Raw genomic sequence first — 17,623 nt, forward strand, 5'->3', positions numbered from 1 at the left:
TTATTGTGGTTAATTTTCCTGAGCTTCCTTTGCAGCGTGAGGAAGGTAGAATTTATATGCTTTAATCCCGCCCCAGATGCTCAATGCACCAATGGCAATGAAGATAGCTCCCACGATATATGTGACAGTAGTCTGGAAAAGGAACAGTTGATTGATGCCAAATAGTGCGACGAACAATCCCAAAGCGATGCTTGACTTGGCTGATAGCCATTTTCGCTCAGCAGGGCGTTTGCTGCGGACATACTTAACCTTGTAAAAAATATAAAAAACAAATGAAAGTACGATGAGTAGTACAAAAATAGGCATTGCATTTCCTCCACATTCAGAATCACTCTTATTTTACCGTTAAATCAAACAGAATGCTATACAGTTTGCGTTGCATTGGGCCAATGCATAGTTTGAAATACTCTAAAGTAAAGTGTGGGATGGTGTTTATTTGCTTATGGTCAAGGATTTTTCGCCGTCACCCATGGTGTATTCGCAAGTAAAATAGCTTTATTCGCAAACTATGAGCTTTATTCGCAAAAACCACCCTTTTATTTCCAAACTGAAAAAAACGCTCTTTTTTTTCTAGCCCAACACTTTCCGTCATCGTATTCCTGCTTTTCTTTTCCAAAAAATATGTTCATAATTAAGATATGAATAAGGTGAAGGAGCATTTTAATGAAAGAGCAAATACTTGAAGCTATTGAAAATTATGAAACGATCATCATCCATCGCCATGTGAGACCGGATCCTGATGCTTATGGGTCGCAGGGAGGTCTTGCTGAAATCCTGATGGCTTCGTATCCTGAAAAGAATATTTACACTGTTGGTGCAGAGGAGCCATCGCTTAATTACCTGAGGAGGCTTGATTCCATCTCAGATGCTGCTTTTAAAAGTGCGCTGGTTATTGTCTGTGATACAGCCAATGCCGAGCGGATATGCGATGAGCGTTATCTTTTAGGGGAGCAGCTTGTCAAGATCGACCATCATCCGAATGAAGATCCGTATGGAGACCTGCAGTGGGTAGATACATCTGCAAGCTCTACTAGTGAGATGATCTACGAGTTTTACCTTACTTTTAAGGAGAATGGCCTGAAGATGTCTGAGGAGGCCGCCAGATTGCTGTATGCCGGAATTGTTGGCGACACTGGCCGCTTCCTGTATCCAAGCACAACCAATAAAACTTTTGCCTACGCGGGAGAACTGATTCATTATAACTTTTCGCGTACAGAGCTTTACGACAAAATGTATGAATTAGCACCGAATGTAGTAAAGTTGAATGGATACATCCTCCAGAACTTCGAACTGCTGGAAAATGGTGCAGCTAAGGTTGTGATGAAACGCGAATTGCTTGATCAGTATTCAGTCAAGCCATCTGAAGCATCATTGCTTGTGAGTGAGCTGGGAAATGTCCGGGGGATTAAAGCTTGGGTATTCTTCATTGAGGAAGAAGACCAAATCAGGGTTCGCCTCCGCTCCAAAGGACCTGTGATCAATACGATCGCCAGGAAGTATAATGGCGGCGACCATCCACTTGCCGCCGGTGCATCCATTTATTCATGGGATGATGTCGACAATGTTCTTGCTGATCTTATTCAAGCCTGCAAGGAATAACAACTCCATCAGAAAATAGCAAGGTGCGCTTCAATGAAAAAGCGCACCTTGCGATTACCGTTTATCTATTATTAAAATAAACATTTAATGCATCGGCGATTTCCGCTTTAGAACCATCTGTCATGATCTTGTAGTGGTCACCATCAAGGGATGCTGTAAAATCACTGATTCCTTGCTGTTTTAAGAAGCCATCGATGTCAGAAAGATTCTCACCTTGGTTTTTAAGACTTTTTTGTCCGACCAAATCATCATTTACATATACATCATACTGATCCTCATTTAATTTCATCTGGTTCTCCTGGTCGCGGTTATTCATTGCATACGCAGGGAATAAACCTCCGCCAACACCACTGCCGCTATTTCCTGCTCCGTTGTTAAAAGTCATCTGAATCCCTCCAGTCTATACTTTTATTTTTTCCGGTTAATTAAGGAGTCACACAAACTGATAACAACTGGAGAAAATTACCTTTGTTTGGGGGCTGTTTGAGACAACTTTCTTGATGAACTAATCAAAGCTGTCAAAATAAAGCCAGAGTCGTGACAGCTTTCGGGTGGAACTCATAGTCGAAATAAAGCCGGAATCGTGACAGCTTGCCGATAATCGTCCCTAATTATTGCACCGCCAACACCACGGCCAATCAATCGAGGCTGATTTCCACCTGGATGCTGACAGAAGTATAGATGACCATTGATTTGATTTTCAGTTTATAACGCTTGTCATTCACTTTGATGGATTTGTTTTCAATCACTCTGGTGATCAAATCCCTGCTTTTGAAAACCGAATCCAGATCCTTGGCAAGTAGCATGTTCAACTGCCCTTTCGTCTCTTCCTCGATCTCGTAGATGCTTAGCGTATCAAGCTGCTTATATTTTTTATCGTTGACGATCTTCACCTTAATTTCCTGGACCGTTAAGTTCTCCTGGTTCTTTTTGTTTAATTCTTCATAATCTTCCATCCAGATTTTGATATCGCTTTGCAAGTCGGCGATTTCATCTTTTTGTTGCTCAATTTTTTTTGCGTGTTTTTCCATCCATGCACCATTAATGTATAAAAATAATACCCAGCTAACTAGGGCGCCAACTGCTACACCTGAAATAAATCTCTGCCATTCAGGCCTGCGGTAATAAGGGGGGATTCTCATTTTATACATGCTCCTGTGTCAGCCAGTTGATCAGCAGTGCTCCAGTCTGCGCACCACCCATAGCTGTCAGGATCAAAAGGAATTGTTTGACAATATCTTTTGTTTCACCGTTCAAAAGTCCGCGTTCAAAGCTGTAGACGGTATCAAAGGTACCGCCAATCGCGGCAATGATGGACCATATCCTGATAGAACTTGAAAACCGGGCAATTTCCGTCATTAAAGGCTGACCGGTCAAAAAAGCGGCTAATCCGCCAATCAGGGAGCCGCCAAGCAAAACACCGAGCGCGATGAAATAGGCTTCGAATAAATGAGAAGCAAATGGTTGATTCACATTAAACACCCTCAGTAAATGGTAGATTTTTTCCTCGTAGTTCATCATATGGACAATCTGCTTTTAATATGTTTAAACTTCCTCGAACAAATGAGAACATATTTTCTTTTTTTGCCTGAAAAGCCTATAATGAAAGAAGATGAACCTAACCTTTAAGGGTGTGAGAGAAATGCCATTTATTCACCTTCATGTCTATAGTGCATACAGCCTGCTCACGAGTACGGCCACAGTAGAGCAGTTAGTCCGCGATGCCAGGGCAAAAGGATTTTCCGCACTCGCACTGACGGACCGCAATGTCATGTACGGAAGTGTCGCATTTTATAAAGAATGCCTGAGGAACTCGGTCAAACCACTGCTCGGCCTGACTGTTGACGTCGTCAGCCCCACTTTGGAACATGAATCCTTCCCGCTTGTGCTGCTTGCGAAAAACAATGGAGGGTTCCAAAACCTGATCAAGATCTCAAGTGCTGTACAGACGAAATCACCTGAGGGAATACCGGTGAAATGGCTGAAGCATTACGCTTCTGACCTGATTGCGATGACTCCAGGGACCCAGGGGGAAATAGAATACTATCTATCAAACGATGAAAAAGAGAAAGCTCTCCAGACAGTGGATTTATATAAGCAAATCTTTGGCAGGGACAATTTTTACCTATCCATACAGGACCAGGGCCTTCCGGGGCAAAAAGAATTAGTCGGACAGCTGGCAAGGCTGGGCATGGAAACCAGTACTCCACTGACTGCTTCCAACCAGGTTCATTATCTGGAAAAAGAAGATTCATTTGCCCAGGAGTGCCTGCTGGCAATCAGAAATGGGGAGAAGCTCCAGGATGATGCACGTGAAAAGCTGGGCAGCAGGGAATTTTACCTAAAGCCGGCAAAAGATATGGGAGAGCTGTTTTCGGAGTATCCAGAAGCATTGGAAAATACCCTGAAAATAGCAGAGGACTGCAATGTCATGCTTGACTTTGAAACAAGGCATCTGCCAAAATTTCCGGTCCCACCAGGGAAAAATGCAGATGGAATGCTCGAAGAACTGTGTTTTCAGGGCCTTGAAGAACGTTACGGGAAACCATCTCCAAAACATAGAGAGAGACTGAAGTTTGAGTTGTCCATCATAAAAAAAAATGAACTTCAGTGATTACTTCCTGATTGTCTGGGATTTCATTAAATACTCGAGGGAAAGAGGAATCCTCATCGGACCGGGGCGCGGTTCCGCGGCTGGCTCCATCGTTTCCTATGTACTGTACATTACCGATGCCGACCCGATTGAACATAATCTTCTCTTTGAAAGGTTCCTTAATCCTGAACGAATATCGATGCCAGATATCGATATCGACTTCCCAGATAACCGCAGGGATGAAGTAATTGATTATGTCGCATCAAAATATGGCGAGCTTCATGTAGCACAGATTGCCACTTTCGGAACACTCGCTGCAAAGGCAGCCGTAAGGGATGTTGGCCGTGTTTTCGGTTTGAACGCGAAGGAGCTCGACCGGCTGTCAAAGCTTGTGCCATCGAGACTTGGAATCACATTGAAAGATGCTATCAAGGAATCTGCCGGGTTAAGCAATTTTATTGAAGAATCCTCCAAGAATAAGAGAATCCTCGAAACGGCAATCAAGCTCGAAGGTTTGCCGCGGCATACTTCGACCCACGCTGCGGGAGTCGTAATCAGCGAACAGCCACTTACAAATGTCGTACCGATCCAATCCGGCCAGTCCAAAGTGTTCCTTACCCAATATTCTATGGACCACCTGGAAGAAATAGGTCTGTTGAAGATGGATTTCCTAGGATTAAGGAATCTGACATTAATAGATTCAATTCTTCAATCCATTAAGAAGAAAACAAGGGACAGGCTGGACATTCATGATATCCCCGTTGAAGATAAAGAGACATTCGCGATGCTTGGAAGGGGAGAGACGACTGGTATTTTTCAGCTAGAATCCGATGGGATGAGAAAAGTACTGATGAAGCTGGGGCCATCAAGGTTCGAAGATATTGTTGCAGTCAATGCTCTTTACCGTCCAGGACCGATGGAAAATATCCCGCTGTTCATTGACCGTAAGCACGGAAGGCAGCCGATAGACTATTACCACAAGGACCTTGAACCGATCCTCAAGGATACATACGGGGTCATCGTTTACCAGGAGCAAATCATGCAGATTGCATCACAGATGGCAGGATTTTCGTTAGGTGAAGCGGACTTGCTGAGGAGAGCTGTTTCAAAGAAGAAGAAGGAAGTTCTTGCCCAGGAGCGTGAACACTTTGTAAACGGGGCTTTAAAGAAAAGATATGACGAGCAAACAGCGAACCTTATTTATGATTTGATTGTCCGATTCGCAAACTACGGATTTAACCGGAGCCATGCGGTCGCATACAGTATGATCGCCTATCAGCTGGCGTACCTGAAAGCACATTATCCGCTTTATTTTATGGCTGCGCTGCTTAGTTCGGCAATCGGCAATGATGTAAAAATCGCTCAGTATGCAAGAGAGCTGCAGCAAATGGAAATAAAGCTTCTTCCTCCCTCGATCAACAAAAGTGCTTTCAGTTTCCAGCCAGAAGGGGATGGTGTCAGGTATAGCCTCGCTGGGATAAAAGGAGTAGGAATTGCCTCTCTCAAGGAAATATTCCAGGCGAGAAGAAACCAGCCATTTAAAGATATATTTGACTTTTGTATCCGGGTGCCTCAAAAAGCAGCTTCTAGGAAAGTACTCGAAGCATTGATTTATTCAGGTGCTTTCGATGAATTCTGCCAGGACCGCGCTGTTCTTTTAGCGACGATTGATGTCGCGATTGAGCACGCACAGCTCGTGGCTCCCGATGACTCAGGACAGATTGATATGTTCACTGAAGCAGAGTTTTCCCTGAAGCCAAAATATACCCAGGTTGACCCAATCCGGATTGAAGACAAGCTCAGCTTTGAAAAGGATGTGCTCGGGGTTTATTTATCCAAGCACCCCGCCTCGATTTACGAAAAAGAGTTCAAGGCAGCAGGTGTTAAAAAGATTGCCTCGAAATCTCCTGGAAGCAAAGTTCGGCTTGGCGTCTATGTCACTGAGGAAAAGAAAATCCGCACGAAAAAAGGTGAAGCAATGTCCTTCCTCACTATTAGCGATGCAAGCGGGGAAACAGATGCTGTTGTATTCCCTTCTGTCTATAAGCAGTATGGACATGTGTTAGGCCAGGGGAAAATGGCGCTGCTGGAAGGAAAATTCGATGAACGTGAAGGAAAAAGCCAATTCATCGTGCAACAAGTGCTTGACCTTGAAAAAGAATCAGAACAAAAACCGGTTCTATATTTGCGGATTGCTAAAGGAACGGACAGTGCTGGCAAGATGAACGCACTCAAAGCTTTATTGAAAAAACATCATGGCACTGTACCGGTAATCGTGTATAACGAAGAAACCGAGAAATCACTTCTGCTTACGGAAGAGTTCAGCATTAATACAGAACGTGGAAGTATGGGAGAATTGAAAAAGGTATTGGGTGACAATAATGTCATCCTTAAAAATTAGTTCTTTACAAGTATAATAGATGTGTTATATTGGAAAAGGATATGCGTGGTCAGACCACTGAGTAGGCAAACTTTTTTAATAACCAGGTATTTTTTCGTAAAATATTGTCGTTATTGGAAGGAAGGAATTCAGCCTTCCTCGTTCTTATCAAGAACAATTTGATCGATAGATGGAAATGAGCGAGACGAATGCGCCAATCTTTGGCGAAGAAAGCCTATAACTAAGGAGTGGACCTGAGTTGACATTACGTGAAGAAGCTTTGCACATGCACCGTGTAAACAAAGGAAAATTAGAGTCAAAATCAAAAGTGCCTGTAAGAAATGCAAGAGATTTGAGTCTTGCTTATTCTCCTGGTGTAGCGGAACCTTGCAAAGAGATATATGATAAGCCGGAAACTGTTTATGACTATACAATGAAGGGCAATATGGTAGCCGTCGTCTCTGATGGCACAGCCGTATTGGGGCCTGGGAAATATCGGGGCCTGAAGCCGCGCTTCCAGTAATGGAAGGCAAAGCCGTTCTTTTCAAGAGCTTTGCTGGCGTTGATGCCTTTCCGATCTGTTTGAATACAACGGATGTGGATAAAATTGTTGAGACTGTAAAACTGCTTGAGCCGACATTCGGTGGAGTCAACCTGGAGGACATCGCTGCTCCAAACTGCTTCGCTGTAGAAGAACGATTGAAAAAAGAAACAAATATCCCGGTATTCCACGATGATCAGCACGGAACTGCGATTGTAACAGTGGCTGGTCTCGTCAATGCGCTGAAAATTGTCGGCAAAAAAATGAACGAAATCAAGGTAGTCGCAAACGGAGCAGGAGCTGCGGGAATTGCAATCATTAAGCTTTTGTATTCATACGGAGTCCGTGACATCATCATGTGTGATACAAAGGGTGCCATCTATGAAGGACGACCTAACGGGATGAATGCGATCAAGGATGAAGTTGCGAAGTTCACGAACCGTGACAATGTTGAGGGGTCCCTTGCTGATGCGATTAAAGGAGCAGATGTGTTCATCGGAGTTTCTGTCGCTGGAGCGCTTACTGCTGAAATGATCGAGACAATGAATAACGATTCGATTATTTTTGCAATGGCAAACCCTGTTCCGGAAATTATGCCTGATGAAGCAAAAGTAGCAGGTGCGGCGGTTATAGGTACAGGCCGTTCCGATTTCCCTAACCAGGTGAACAATGTTCTTGCGTTCCCGGGAATTTTCCGCGGTGCATTGGATGCCAGGGCTACCCACATCAATGAAAAGATGAAGGTAGCTGCTGTAAACGCAATCGCCAGCCTCATTGAGGAGTCCGAACTTGCGAGTGATTACGTCATTCCTGGACCATTTGACCCTCGTGTAGCACCTGCTGTTGCAGCAGCTGTAGCGAATGCGGCGATGGAAACAGGCGTGGACCGCATTAAAGTGGATCCAGAAGAAGTGAAAGAGCGCACGATGCGCCTTGCATTGATTGGAAAAGGTGAGTGATCTCTTAGTGACACAGCCTGAAAAAAACACAAAAGTATATGTGGAAATCGTCAGGCAGCTAAGGGAAATGATTAATAAAGGCGGCTTAAAGCCGGGGGATAAAATTCCATCCGAACGTGAACTCTCAGAGCGCCTGAATGCCGGGCGCTCATCCGTTCGCGAGGCATTGCGTGCCCTTGAGCTTCTCGGCTTGATCGAGACGAGAAGAGGAGAAGGTACGTTTATCAGGGACTTCCGCGGCAACCAGCTCGTCCAATTATTAAGCACCTTTATCCTGCAGGATGAAAAAGCAAAAGACGACGTAGTCGAAACGAAAAATATGATTGAGGTTGATTGTCTATACCTGGCTGCAGAAAAGGGACAGGAAGGCGAAATCAAACGATTAAAGGCTTGGATTGATGACCATAATTTTGAGGACGAGGAATTTTTCAGGAAAATCGCTGAGCTTGCCGACAATCATCTTTTCTATCGGATTTGGTATATATTGAATGATTATTATGATGCCCTTCAGCTGAAGGAATCACCAGCTGAGAAAGCAGATTATCACAGACTGGTAGACTCACTTGAAACAAAAAAAGGAGAATTGATCCTGGAAAGGTATCGCATGTTGCGGAAAATGTCGACAGACTGACGACACGAAGTAACATCTTTTGATGAAAGGATGTTATATACTTGTGGACATGCCTAAGATGCCAGGAGGACTAGCTCTCTTTCTTTTTTGACATAGTGGTCTGACCACTTAGTGCTTTATTCCTAAATTTAGGATGTTACAAAACAACCAGCATTATTCGGAGGGGGTTTTAACTTGCTTAAGGAACTTTTTACTAAAACGAAAAAGAAAAAGTACGCGACAATTCCTTCTGAAGCAGCGAAGCAGGATGTTCCTGAAGGAATCATGACCAAATGCCCGAACTGCAAGAAAATCATGTATACGAAAGAACTGAACAAAAATTGCAAGGTTTGTTTCCAGTGCGGCTACCACCATCAAATGAATTCGGCAGAGAGAATCCACAGCTTCCTCGATGCGGGAAGTTTCCGAGAGCTGGACCGCGAGATGGTCTCAGGCAATCCATTAGGATTTCCAGGATATGAGGATAAGCTCGAGAAGGACCGGGATAAAACAGGATTAAATGAAGCAGTAGTTACCGGGTTAGGCAGTGTGAATGGGTTAGATGTCACTATAGCGATCATGGATGCGACTTTCAGGATGGGAAGTATGGGTTCCGTCGTAGGGGAAAAGATTACGAGGGCGATTGAAAAAGCCGATGAATTATCGGTACCATTTATCATTTTTACCGCATCGGGCGGGGCCAGAATGCAGGAAGGTGTCCTCAGTTTAATGCAAATGGCGAAAACAAGCGTCGCATTGAAAAGATTCAGTGATAATGGCGGATTGATCATATCAATTATGACACACCCGACAACAGGTGGAGTTTCCGCGAGTTTTGCCTCGCTTGGGGACTACAATCTAGCAGAACCTGGAGCTTTGATTGGCTTCGCAGGAAGAAGGATCATTGAACAGACAATCCGCGAAGAACTGCCGGAAGACTTCCAGACATCTGAATTCTTGCTGAAGCATGGACAGCTTGATGCTGTGATCTCGAGAACGGAATTAAAAGAAAAAATCTCAGGAATACTTGAAATCCATCAGCCAGGAGGGACTTTCGAATGGCAGGAGAACTAGAATTTGAGAAACCAGTTATTGAGCTAAGGAAAAAAATCAGTGAGCTCAAGGAATTCACGAAAAATACGGATGTTGATCTTATGGATGAAATCGATAAATTGGAAACAAGACTGCAAAAGCTAGAGTCTGAAATTTACGAGAACATGAAACCGTGGGATCGGGTGCAGATTGCCCGCCATCCTAATCGCCCAACAACGCTTGAATATATTTCTTTACTTTTTACCGACTTCTTTGAATGTCATGGTGACAGATCATATGGGGACGATGAAGCAATTGTTGGCGGTATCGCCAAGTTCCATGGCTACCCCGTTACCGTTATTGGCCATCAACGCGGAAAAGACACAAAGGAAAATATCCGCAGGAATTTTGGCATGCCACACCCTGAAGGTTACCGGAAAGCATTGCGTTTAATGAAGCAGGCTGAGAAATTCAGGCGTCCGATTATTTGCTTCATTGATACGAAGGGAGCATACCCCGGGAAAGCGGCAGAAGAACGGGGCCAAAGCGAAGCAATTGCCCGCAATCTATTCGAGATGGCAGGACTCACAGTTCCCGTAATCTGTGTAGTCATTGGTGAAGGCGGAAGCGGTGGTGCGTTGGCTCTTGGAGTCGGCAATTACATTCATATGCTAGAGAATTCCACTTACTCGGTGATCTCCCCAGAGGGAGCAGCGGCCATTCTGTGGAAAGATTCTTCTTTGGCGAAGAAAGCAGCCGAAACAATGAAGATCACAGCACCTGACCTTAAAGGGGCTAGGTATCATTGATGAAATCATACCTGAAGTAAAGGGCGGGGCGCATAAAGATCTAAAGCAGCAGGCAAAGTATATGGATAAAGTTTTAAAAGATTCAATGTCTGAACTGCTTGTACTCGATGAAGAGACCCTCCTCAGCCATCGTTACGAAAAATACAAGCGAATTGGAGAGTTTTCGTTTCCAAATGAATTTATAGGGGTAAAATAAAACGTGCGAAAGTGCACGTTTTATTTTTTATTTTATAAAATTAAAGCTTGACAACTTGGACATGTGCCTCAATGGAGCCATTGATGCGAAGGGAGATGTGCTAAAATCCCTATTGAAGCGCTTGCAATTACATGATTATTCCGTCTTATTGTCAATATTGAGGATTCAGTTGAGATAAGGTATTCTACGTGGTATTTTAGAAATATTCCCGGGTATTCTGTTTATAATAAGACAAGCTAATACCAGAATACTACAGTGTTTAGCTTTTGGTACAGTACATACTGAATGAGGTGAAAAGATGAAAAGAATTGGTGTTTTGACGAGCGGCGGGGATTCGCCCGGCATGAATGCCGCAGTACGTGCGGTTGTTAGAAAAGCGATTTACCATGATGTAGAGGTTTATGGTGTGTTTGGCGGTTACGCAGGCTTGATGAGCGGAAATATTAAAAAGTTGGAGCTTGGTTCAGTCGGTGATATCATCCACCGGGGTGGCACGTTCCTTTATTCCGCGAGAAGTGAAGAATTCAAGACAAAGGAAGGCCAGCAAAAAGGAATCGAGCAATTGAATAAGCTTGGTATTGACGGACTTGTCGTCATTGGCGGAGACGGATCTTACAGAGGCGCTAAGGCATTGACAGAACAAGGATACCCTTGTGTTGGTGTACCTGGAACGATTGACAATGATATCCCAGGAACTGAATTCACCATTGGATTTGATACTGCGCTAAATACGGTCATTGATGCAATCGATAAAATTCGTGATACGGCTTCTTCACATGAAAGAACATTTGTTGTCGAAGTAATGGGACGCAATGCTGGAGACCTTGCGTTATGGTCTGGTCTGGCAGGCGGTGCGGAAACAATCCTTATTCCTGAGGACCCGCATGATATGAAAGACATTGCTAGCCGCCTTAAAAAAGGTCATGAGCGTGGCAAAAAACACAGTATCATTATTGTTGCAGAGGGTGTCATGAACGGGTATGAGTTCGGAAAGCTTTTGCAGGAAGAAACTGACTTTGATACACGTGTTACCGTACTTGGCCATGTTCAGCGCGGAGGAACGCCTACAGCATTTGACCGCGTACTTGCAAGCAGGCTGGGAGCAAGGGCAGTTGAGCTTTTATTGGAAGGCAAAGGCGGACGTGCTGTCGGAATGGAGAAGAATCAATTAGTTGATTACGATATCATTGAAGCTTTGGCAAAAGAGCATACTGTTGACTTGAATTTATATAAATTATCAAAAGAGCTTTCTATTTAATCTCTTTACAGTAAACCAGGAGGTTGCAAGCTATGCGCAAAACAAAAATTGTTTGTACGATTGGTCCAGCTAGTGAAAGTGTAGACAAATTAGTTCAATTGATTGAAGCAGGAATGAATGTTTCCCGTCTTAATTTCTCTCACGGAAATCATGAGGAACACGCGGCACGTATCAAGAATATCAGAGAAGCTGCTGAGAAAACAGGGAAGAAGGTAGGTATCCTTCTTGATACAAAAGGCCCTGAAATCCGCACGAATGATATGGAAAACGGAGCGGTTGAACTTACGACAGGCCAGGAATGCGTCGTTTCCATGACAGAGGTTCTGGGCACAGTTGAGAAGTTCTCAGTAACTTATGACCAATTGATTGATGATGTACATCCAGGAGCGAAAATTCTTCTTGATGACGGATTGATCGGTCTGGAAGTTATCAGCATCGACAAGACTAGCAAGGAAATTAAAACTAGAGTTCTGAACAGCGGAACACTTAAGAATAAAAAAGGTGTGAACGTACCAGGTGTTTCAGTTAACCCTGCCTGGAATCACAGAAAAAGACGCAAAGGATATCCTTTTCGGTGTTGAGCAAGGCGTCGATTTCGTCGCAGCCTCTTTTGTGCGCCGTGCAACTGATGTATTGGAAATCCGCCAGCTTCTCGAAGAAAATAACGGATCCCATATCCAGATCATCCCTAAAATCGAAAACCAGGAAGGCGTCGACAATATCAATGAAATCCTTGAAGTTTCTGATGGCCTGATGGTTGCTCGTGGTGACCTTGGTGTTGAAATACCGGCAGAAGAAGTGCCACTTGTTCAAAAAGACCTGATCAAAAAGTGCAATGTACTAGGCAAGCCTGTTATCACAGCAACTCAGATGCTTGATTCCATGCAGCGCAATCCGCGCCCGACACGCGCAGAAGCTAGTGACGTAGCAAACGCGATCTTTGACGGTACAGATGCAATCATGCTTTCTGGTGAAACAGCTGCTGGACACTACCCGGTTGAAGCTGTACAGACCATGCATAATATCGCATCACGCGCAGAACAAGCACTTGATCATAAAGAACTTTTATCAGCTCGCAGTAAGGACACAGAGCACAATATCACTGATGCTATCGGACAATCGGTTGCACATACAGCGTTGAACCTTGAAGTGAATGCAATCATCACACCAACTGAAAGCGGTCATACAGCACGTATGATTTCAAAATATCGCCCGAAGGCTCCAATCATTGCAGCAACATCGAATGATCATGTTCTTCGCCGCCTGGCTCTAGTATGGGGAGTATATCCACAGCTTGGGCAGAAAGCAGAAACAACAGACGAAATGCTCGCAATCGCAGTGGAAGAAAGTGTGAACAGCGGTCTTGTTTCTCACGGTGACCTAGTAGTCATCACAGCTGGTGTACCAGTTGGAGAAGCAGGCACAACTAACCTGATGAAGATTCATGTAGTAGGGGATATCCTTGCGAAAGCTCAAGGTATCGGACGTAAATCTGCATACGGAAGAGTAGTTGTAGCAAAGGATGCTCAAGAAGCAATCAGCAAAGTAAAACAAGGCAGCATCCTTGTAACAATCGGGTCAGACCGCGAAATGGTCCCTGCACTAGAAAAGTGCAGTGCTTTGATCACAGAAGAAGGCGGTTTAACAAGCCATGCGGCAGTAGTCGGATTGAACCTGGGAATCCCTGTTATCGTAGGTGTAGAAAACGCCATGAATCTGTTTGAAGATGGCCAGGAAATTACGGTAGACTCAGCAAGAGGCGTCATCTACAAAGGACATGCAAGTGTTTTGTAATATAAGATAAGTTACAAATTCAGCGTGAAATCAAATTTGATTTCACGCTTTTTAATTTTCGGATAAATCGCTTCCTATTTGATAAAATTCTAGATTGATGTTTGGAAGTGCCAGGTCAACTTCTATTTCATACAAAACACCGAGTGATCTTGCCGAAAATGTCCGAAGTCATCCCATGTTCGGACAAAATAGCGAGCGGATTTGTCGAAAATGTCCGAAGTCACCCTGTGTTCGGCCAAAACAGCGAGCGGACTTGTCGGAAATGTCCGAAGTCACCCTGTGTTCGGACAAAATAGCGAGCGGATTTGCCGAAAATGTCCGAAGTCATCCCATGTTCGGCCAAAACAGAGATCGGACTTGCCGAAAATGTCCGAAGTCACCCTGTGTTCGGACAAAATAGCGAGCGGATTTGCCGAAAATGTCCGAAGTCATCCCATGTTCGGCCAAAACAGCGATCGGACTTGCCGAAAATGTCCGAAATCACCTCATGTTCAGCCAAAACAGCGAGCGGATTTGCCGAAAATGTCCGAAGTCACCCCATGTTCGGCCAAAACAGAGATCGGATTTGCCGGAAATGTCCGAAGTCACCCTGTGTTCGGACAAAATAGCGAGCGGATTTGCCGAAAATGTCCGAAGTCATCCCATGTTCGGCCAAAACAGCGATCGGACTTGCCGAAAATGTCCGAAATCACCTCATGTTCAGCCAAAACAGCGATCGGACTTGCCGGAAATGTCCGAAGTCACCCTGTGTTCGGACAAAATAGCGAGCGGATTTGCCGAAAATGTCCGAAGTCATCCCATGTTCGGCCAAAACAGAGAGCGGACTTGCCGAAAATGTCCGAAATCACCCTGTGTTCGGACAAAATAGCGAGCGGATTTGCCGAAAATGTCCGAAGTCATCCCATGTTCGGCCAAAACAGAGATCGGACTTGCCGAAAATGTCCGAAATCACCTCATGTTCAGCCAAAACAGCGATCGGACTTGCCGGAAATGTCCGAAGTCACCCTGTGTTCGGACAAAATAGCGAGCGGATTTGCCGAAAATGTTCGAAGTCACCCTGTGTTCGGACAAAATAGCGAGCGGATTTGCCGAAAATGTCCGAAGTCACCCCATGTTCGGCCAAAACAGAGATCGGATTTGCCGGAAATGTCCGAAGTCACCTCATGTTCGGACAAAACAGAGAGCGGACTTGCCGGAAATGTCCGAAGTCACCCCATGTTCGAACAAAACAGAGAGCGGACTTGCTGGAATTGTCCGAAGTCACCTCATGTTCGGCCAAAACAGCAATCGGATTTGTCGAAAATGTCCGAAGTTATCCCATGTTCGGCCAAAACAGAGAGCGGATTTGCCGAAAATGTCCGAAGTCATCCCATGTTCGGCCAAAACAGAGAGCGGACTTGCCGAAAATGTCCGAAATCACCTCATGTTCGGCCAAAACAGAGAGCGGATTTGCAGGAAATGTCCGAAGTCATCCTGTGTTCGGCCAAAACAGCGAGCGGATTTGTCGAAAATGTCCGAAGTCACCCCATGTTCGGACAAAATAGCGATCGGACTTGCCGGAAATGTCCAAAGTTACCTCATGTTCGGCCAAAACAGCGAGCGGATTTGTCGAAAATGTCCGAAGTCACCCCATGTTCGGACAAAACAGAGAGCGGACTTGCCGGAAATGTCCGAAGTGGTTGTCTAATAAGGTACTGTCCGTTTTTTCAATCCCATCCTGCTTTTAGGAACCTCAACCAATCATATTATTGTATTCTCGCCAACACGCCACGTATAATAGAAGGACACGCTATTCCAAAACATTGAGGTGGAGAATGAAATATATATTTTTGTTTTTAGTTATTGTCCCGGCTGCTGAAATTGGTGTCCTGCTTATTTCTGGGCAAACGATTGGGATTTGGCCGACGATTCTGATCATCATCCTGACAGGTTTCCTTGGGGCTTTCTTGGCGAAGCAGCAAGGATTGGAAACGATAAGAAGAACTCAGGACCAGTTAAGAAGAGGCATGATGCCTGGAGATGTCATCCTGGATGGAGTGAGCATCCTTGTGGGTGGTACTCTTCTTCTGACACCAGGCTTCATTACCGACGCCCTGGGATTTTTACTATTGGCATCACCGACCAGGAAGTTTTTCAAAGCATTAATGCTCAAATTATTCCGTAACTGGATTGATAGAGGTACAATCAAAGTAATTCGTTAACACGTAAAAGCGCAAGCGCCTTGTTCAGCCCCGACAAGCACTGGAGGGCCGTCCCAGTGAAGACGTTCTTTGACTTCATTGGTCTGTCCGAAGTGACTCGAGGGGCTAGGCGCTAAAGTTAGACAAATAGAAAACGCCAACCTCAGTCGGTTGGCGTTTTTTGCATAAGGTATTTATCCGATTCTATTTTATAATCACTTCGTCTTTGCCTTTAATGAATGACCAGATATCATGGAATACATTCGCGCGCTGCAGTGTATTGATAATGACCAGGATGACCGGACCGACAATCAGTCCCAGAAAGCCGATGGTCTTAAAGCCCACAAACAGAGCGATCAAGGTTGCGAGCGGGTCAAGCCCAATGCTTGAAGAGAGTATTTTGGGCTCCATGATCTGCCTCTGCACGAGTACGACAATATACAAGACACCTAAACCTATGGCTGTACTCATCTCACCGGCAATCGCTTCATAGATGATCCACGGGACAAAGACAGCACCTGTTCCGAGATATGGAATGATGTCGACGATGCCCGTAACAAGGGCAATCGTGATAGCATAATCGACGCGAAGGATCAGCAAACCAATCAGGATGATGACCGTAGTGATCGAAACCAATGTAGCCTGGGCCCTGACAAAACCAAATAATGCCTTTTTTAAATCGGCAAATACAGTCTTGCTGCTCGTCCTTGCGCGGTTTGGTAAAAATCTGGTCCCCATCGCCGATAATCGATACCAGTCTTTACTTATGAAGAATGTCCCTAATAATGAGAAAATCAGGACAGTTGCTGCATTCGGAAACCAGGAAAGAATGTTGGGGATTTTCTCAAAAAAGTCCTTGATAAAATTCCCTGTCGTTGTTCCGATGGTGGCACCGACGTTTTGGATGTTATCCATTATGGTATCCTGCTGCCCCGATCCAAGACTTTGGAACATGCCTGTTAGTTGATTGTAGAGTGGAATAAGTTGAGCCGCAAATAAATGTTCAATATAATCAATCAAAGTTACTAGATGTTCAGGAACAACTTTTGCTAAGTATTCAGCTCCTGAAGCGATTTCGACAACAAGCAATGTGATCAGTCCTGCAAACACCAACATGATCAGCACAAGGGAAATGAGTACTGCCAGGGACCTGGGCATTTTTGCCCGCGCCTGGAAAAAGTTGACGAGCGGATTCATCATAAAGGCAATAAGGAAGCCGATGATGAATGGGTAGGTCACCTTGGATACGAAAAATAGTGCAAGTGTACCTGACATAACGATGCCTATGACGAAAATAAATCGCAATGTCCTATGTAGATATACTAGATTCAAACAGGTTCCTCCTTTTGGAATGGCCAACTGGATGCCAATGCTGTCTGTATATCTTAAAAGCTTGATGCCAGTCCTGAAAGTTTCCTAATATATACGTTTATAATTTTAAAAGATTCGATTAAATTTTAAAAAATCCTTTAAAAAACAAAATATCTCAGAGATACTGAAATTCGAATGCAATAAATTGATCATTTCTTATAGCGGCCACGGTTCCTTTTAAAATGAAATCCGCAGAAAGGCTGTCCAAAAAAAATGAATTTTGATTAATGCAGGAAATTCATAAGTAACATTGTGCATTCAAACAATCATCTAAAGCGTATAATCAGTAGTCAAAACAATC

10 protein-coding genes and 4 pseudogenes are annotated in these 17,623 nt (G+C 44.3%); 9 read left to right on the plus strand and 5 right to left on the minus strand.

Translation table 11 applies throughout. The annotated features are described in order from the left end of the window. Positions 1 to 9: 9 nt before the first annotated feature. On the minus strand, positions 10 to 306 hold the full coding sequence (locus LC048_RS03750; RefSeq protein WP_226603582.1) for a YtpI family protein: 297 nt from the start codon (positions 304 to 306) through the stop codon (positions 10 to 12). A 357-nt stretch (positions 307 to 663) separates the two neighbouring features. Between LC048_RS03750 and LC048_RS03755 the strand changes: the two genes are divergently transcribed. Beyond that, complete coding sequence (locus LC048_RS03755; RefSeq protein WP_306049474.1) at positions 664 to 1,599, plus strand: DHH family phosphoesterase; 936 nt, start codon at positions 664 to 666, stop codon at positions 1,597 to 1,599. A 61-nt stretch (positions 1,600 to 1,660) separates the two neighbouring features. Here LC048_RS03755 and LC048_RS03760 read toward each other — a convergent pair whose 3' ends face one another. The 3 genes from LC048_RS03760 to LC048_RS03770 form a co-directional block, all read right to left on the minus strand. Next, positions 1,661 to 1,984 (minus strand): hypothetical protein, encoded by a 324-nt coding sequence (locus LC048_RS03760; protein ID WP_226603586.1) that lies wholly within the window; start codon positions 1,982 to 1,984, stop codon positions 1,661 to 1,663. Between the two features lie 253 nt (positions 1,985 to 2,237). Beyond that, positions 2,238 to 2,741: a sporulation membrane protein YtrI gene (gene ytrI / locus LC048_RS03765; protein ID WP_226603588.1), complete on the minus strand. Its 504-nt coding sequence runs from the start codon at positions 2,739 to 2,741 to the stop codon at positions 2,238 to 2,240. A 1-nt stretch (position 2,742) separates the two neighbouring features. After that, positions 2,743 to 3,120, minus strand: a complete 378-nt coding sequence (locus LC048_RS03770) for a sporulation membrane protein YtrH (RefSeq protein ID WP_306049476.1) — start codon at positions 3,118 to 3,120, stop codon at positions 2,743 to 2,745. Positions 3,121 to 3,241: 121 nt separating this feature from the next. Here LC048_RS03770 and dnaE point away from each other — a divergent pair. The 8 genes and pseudogenes from dnaE (at position 3,242) to LC048_RS03810 (ending at position 15,972) form a co-directional block, all read left to right on the plus strand. Beyond that, positions 3,242 to 6,593, plus strand: a pseudogene (dnaE, locus tag LC048_RS03775) (DNA polymerase III subunit alpha). 238 nt (positions 6,594 to 6,831) lie between these two features. Continuing rightward, positions 6,832 to 8,072, plus strand: a pseudogene (locus LC048_RS03780) (NAD(P)-dependent malic enzyme). A 67-nt stretch (positions 8,073 to 8,139) separates the two neighbouring features. Next, a complete protein-coding gene (locus LC048_RS03785; RefSeq protein WP_371932039.1) occupies positions 8,140 to 8,703 on the plus strand; it encodes a FadR/GntR family transcriptional regulator in 564 nt (187 codons plus the stop codon). 174 nt (positions 8,704 to 8,877) lie between these two features. Then, a complete protein-coding gene (accD, locus tag LC048_RS03790) occupies positions 8,878 to 9,756 on the plus strand; it encodes an acetyl-CoA carboxylase, carboxyltransferase subunit beta (RefSeq protein ID WP_226603609.1) in 879 nt (292 codons plus the stop codon). Then, positions 9,741 to 10,719: pseudogene (accA, locus tag LC048_RS03795) on the plus strand (acetyl-CoA carboxylase carboxyl transferase subunit alpha). The gene accD and the pseudogene accA overlap by 16 nt, the downstream one beginning before the upstream one ends. A gap of 298 nt (positions 10,720 to 11,017) precedes the next feature. Continuing rightward, the gene (gene pfkA / locus LC048_RS03800; RefSeq protein ID WP_226603630.1) at positions 11,018 to 11,977 is read left to right on the plus strand and encodes a 6-phosphofructokinase; all 960 of its coding nucleotides are present in this window, start codon (positions 11,018 to 11,020) and stop codon (positions 11,975 to 11,977) included. Positions 11,978 to 12,009: 32 nt separating this feature from the next. Beyond that, positions 12,010 to 13,771 (plus strand): annotated as a pseudogene (gene pyk, locus LC048_RS03805) (pyruvate kinase). 1,814 nt (positions 13,772 to 15,585) lie between these two features. After that, the gene (locus LC048_RS03810) at positions 15,586 to 15,972 is read left to right on the plus strand and encodes an FxsA family protein (protein ID WP_226603642.1); all 387 of its coding nucleotides are present in this window, start codon (positions 15,586 to 15,588) and stop codon (positions 15,970 to 15,972) included. Between the two features lie 183 nt (positions 15,973 to 16,155). Here LC048_RS03810 and ytvI read toward each other — a convergent pair whose 3' ends face one another. Continuing rightward, positions 16,156 to 17,283 (minus strand): sporulation integral membrane protein YtvI, encoded by a 1,128-nt coding sequence (ytvI, locus tag LC048_RS03815; RefSeq protein WP_226603644.1) that lies wholly within the window; start codon positions 17,281 to 17,283, stop codon positions 16,156 to 16,158. Positions 17,284 to 17,623 lie beyond the last annotated feature (340 nt).

Source organism: Mesobacillus subterraneus, from assembly GCF_020524355.2.
Lineage (GTDB): Bacteria > Bacillota > Bacilli > Bacillales > Cytobacillaceae > Mesobacillus > Mesobacillus subterraneus_C.

Coding starts and splice junctions, on each gene's coding strand:
- pfkA (WP_226603630.1), top strand. CDS start 11,018: ATGAAAAGAATTGGTGTTTTGACGAGCGGCGGGGATTCGCCCGGCATG.
- LC048_RS03785 (WP_371932039.1), top strand. CDS start 8,140: ATGATTAATAAAGGCGGCTTAAAGCCGGGGGATAAAATTCCATCCGAA.
- ytrI (WP_226603588.1), bottom strand. CDS start 2,741: ATGAGAATCCCCCCTTATTACCGCAGGCCTGAATGGCAGAGATTTATT.
- LC048_RS03755 (WP_306049474.1), top strand. CDS start 664: ATGAAAGAGCAAATACTTGAAGCTATTGAAAATTATGAAACGATCATC.
- LC048_RS03760 (WP_226603586.1), bottom strand. CDS start 1,984: ATGACTTTTAACAACGGAGCAGGAAATAGCGGCAGTGGTGTTGGCGGA.
- LC048_RS03770 (WP_306049476.1), bottom strand. CDS start 3,120: ATGATGAACTACGAGGAAAAAATCTACCATTTACTGAGGGTGTTTAAT.
- LC048_RS03810 (WP_226603642.1), top strand. CDS start 15,586: ATGAAATATATATTTTTGTTTTTAGTTATTGTCCCGGCTGCTGAAATT.
- LC048_RS03750 (WP_226603582.1), bottom strand. CDS start 306: ATGCCTATTTTTGTACTACTCATCGTACTTTCATTTGTTTTTTATATT.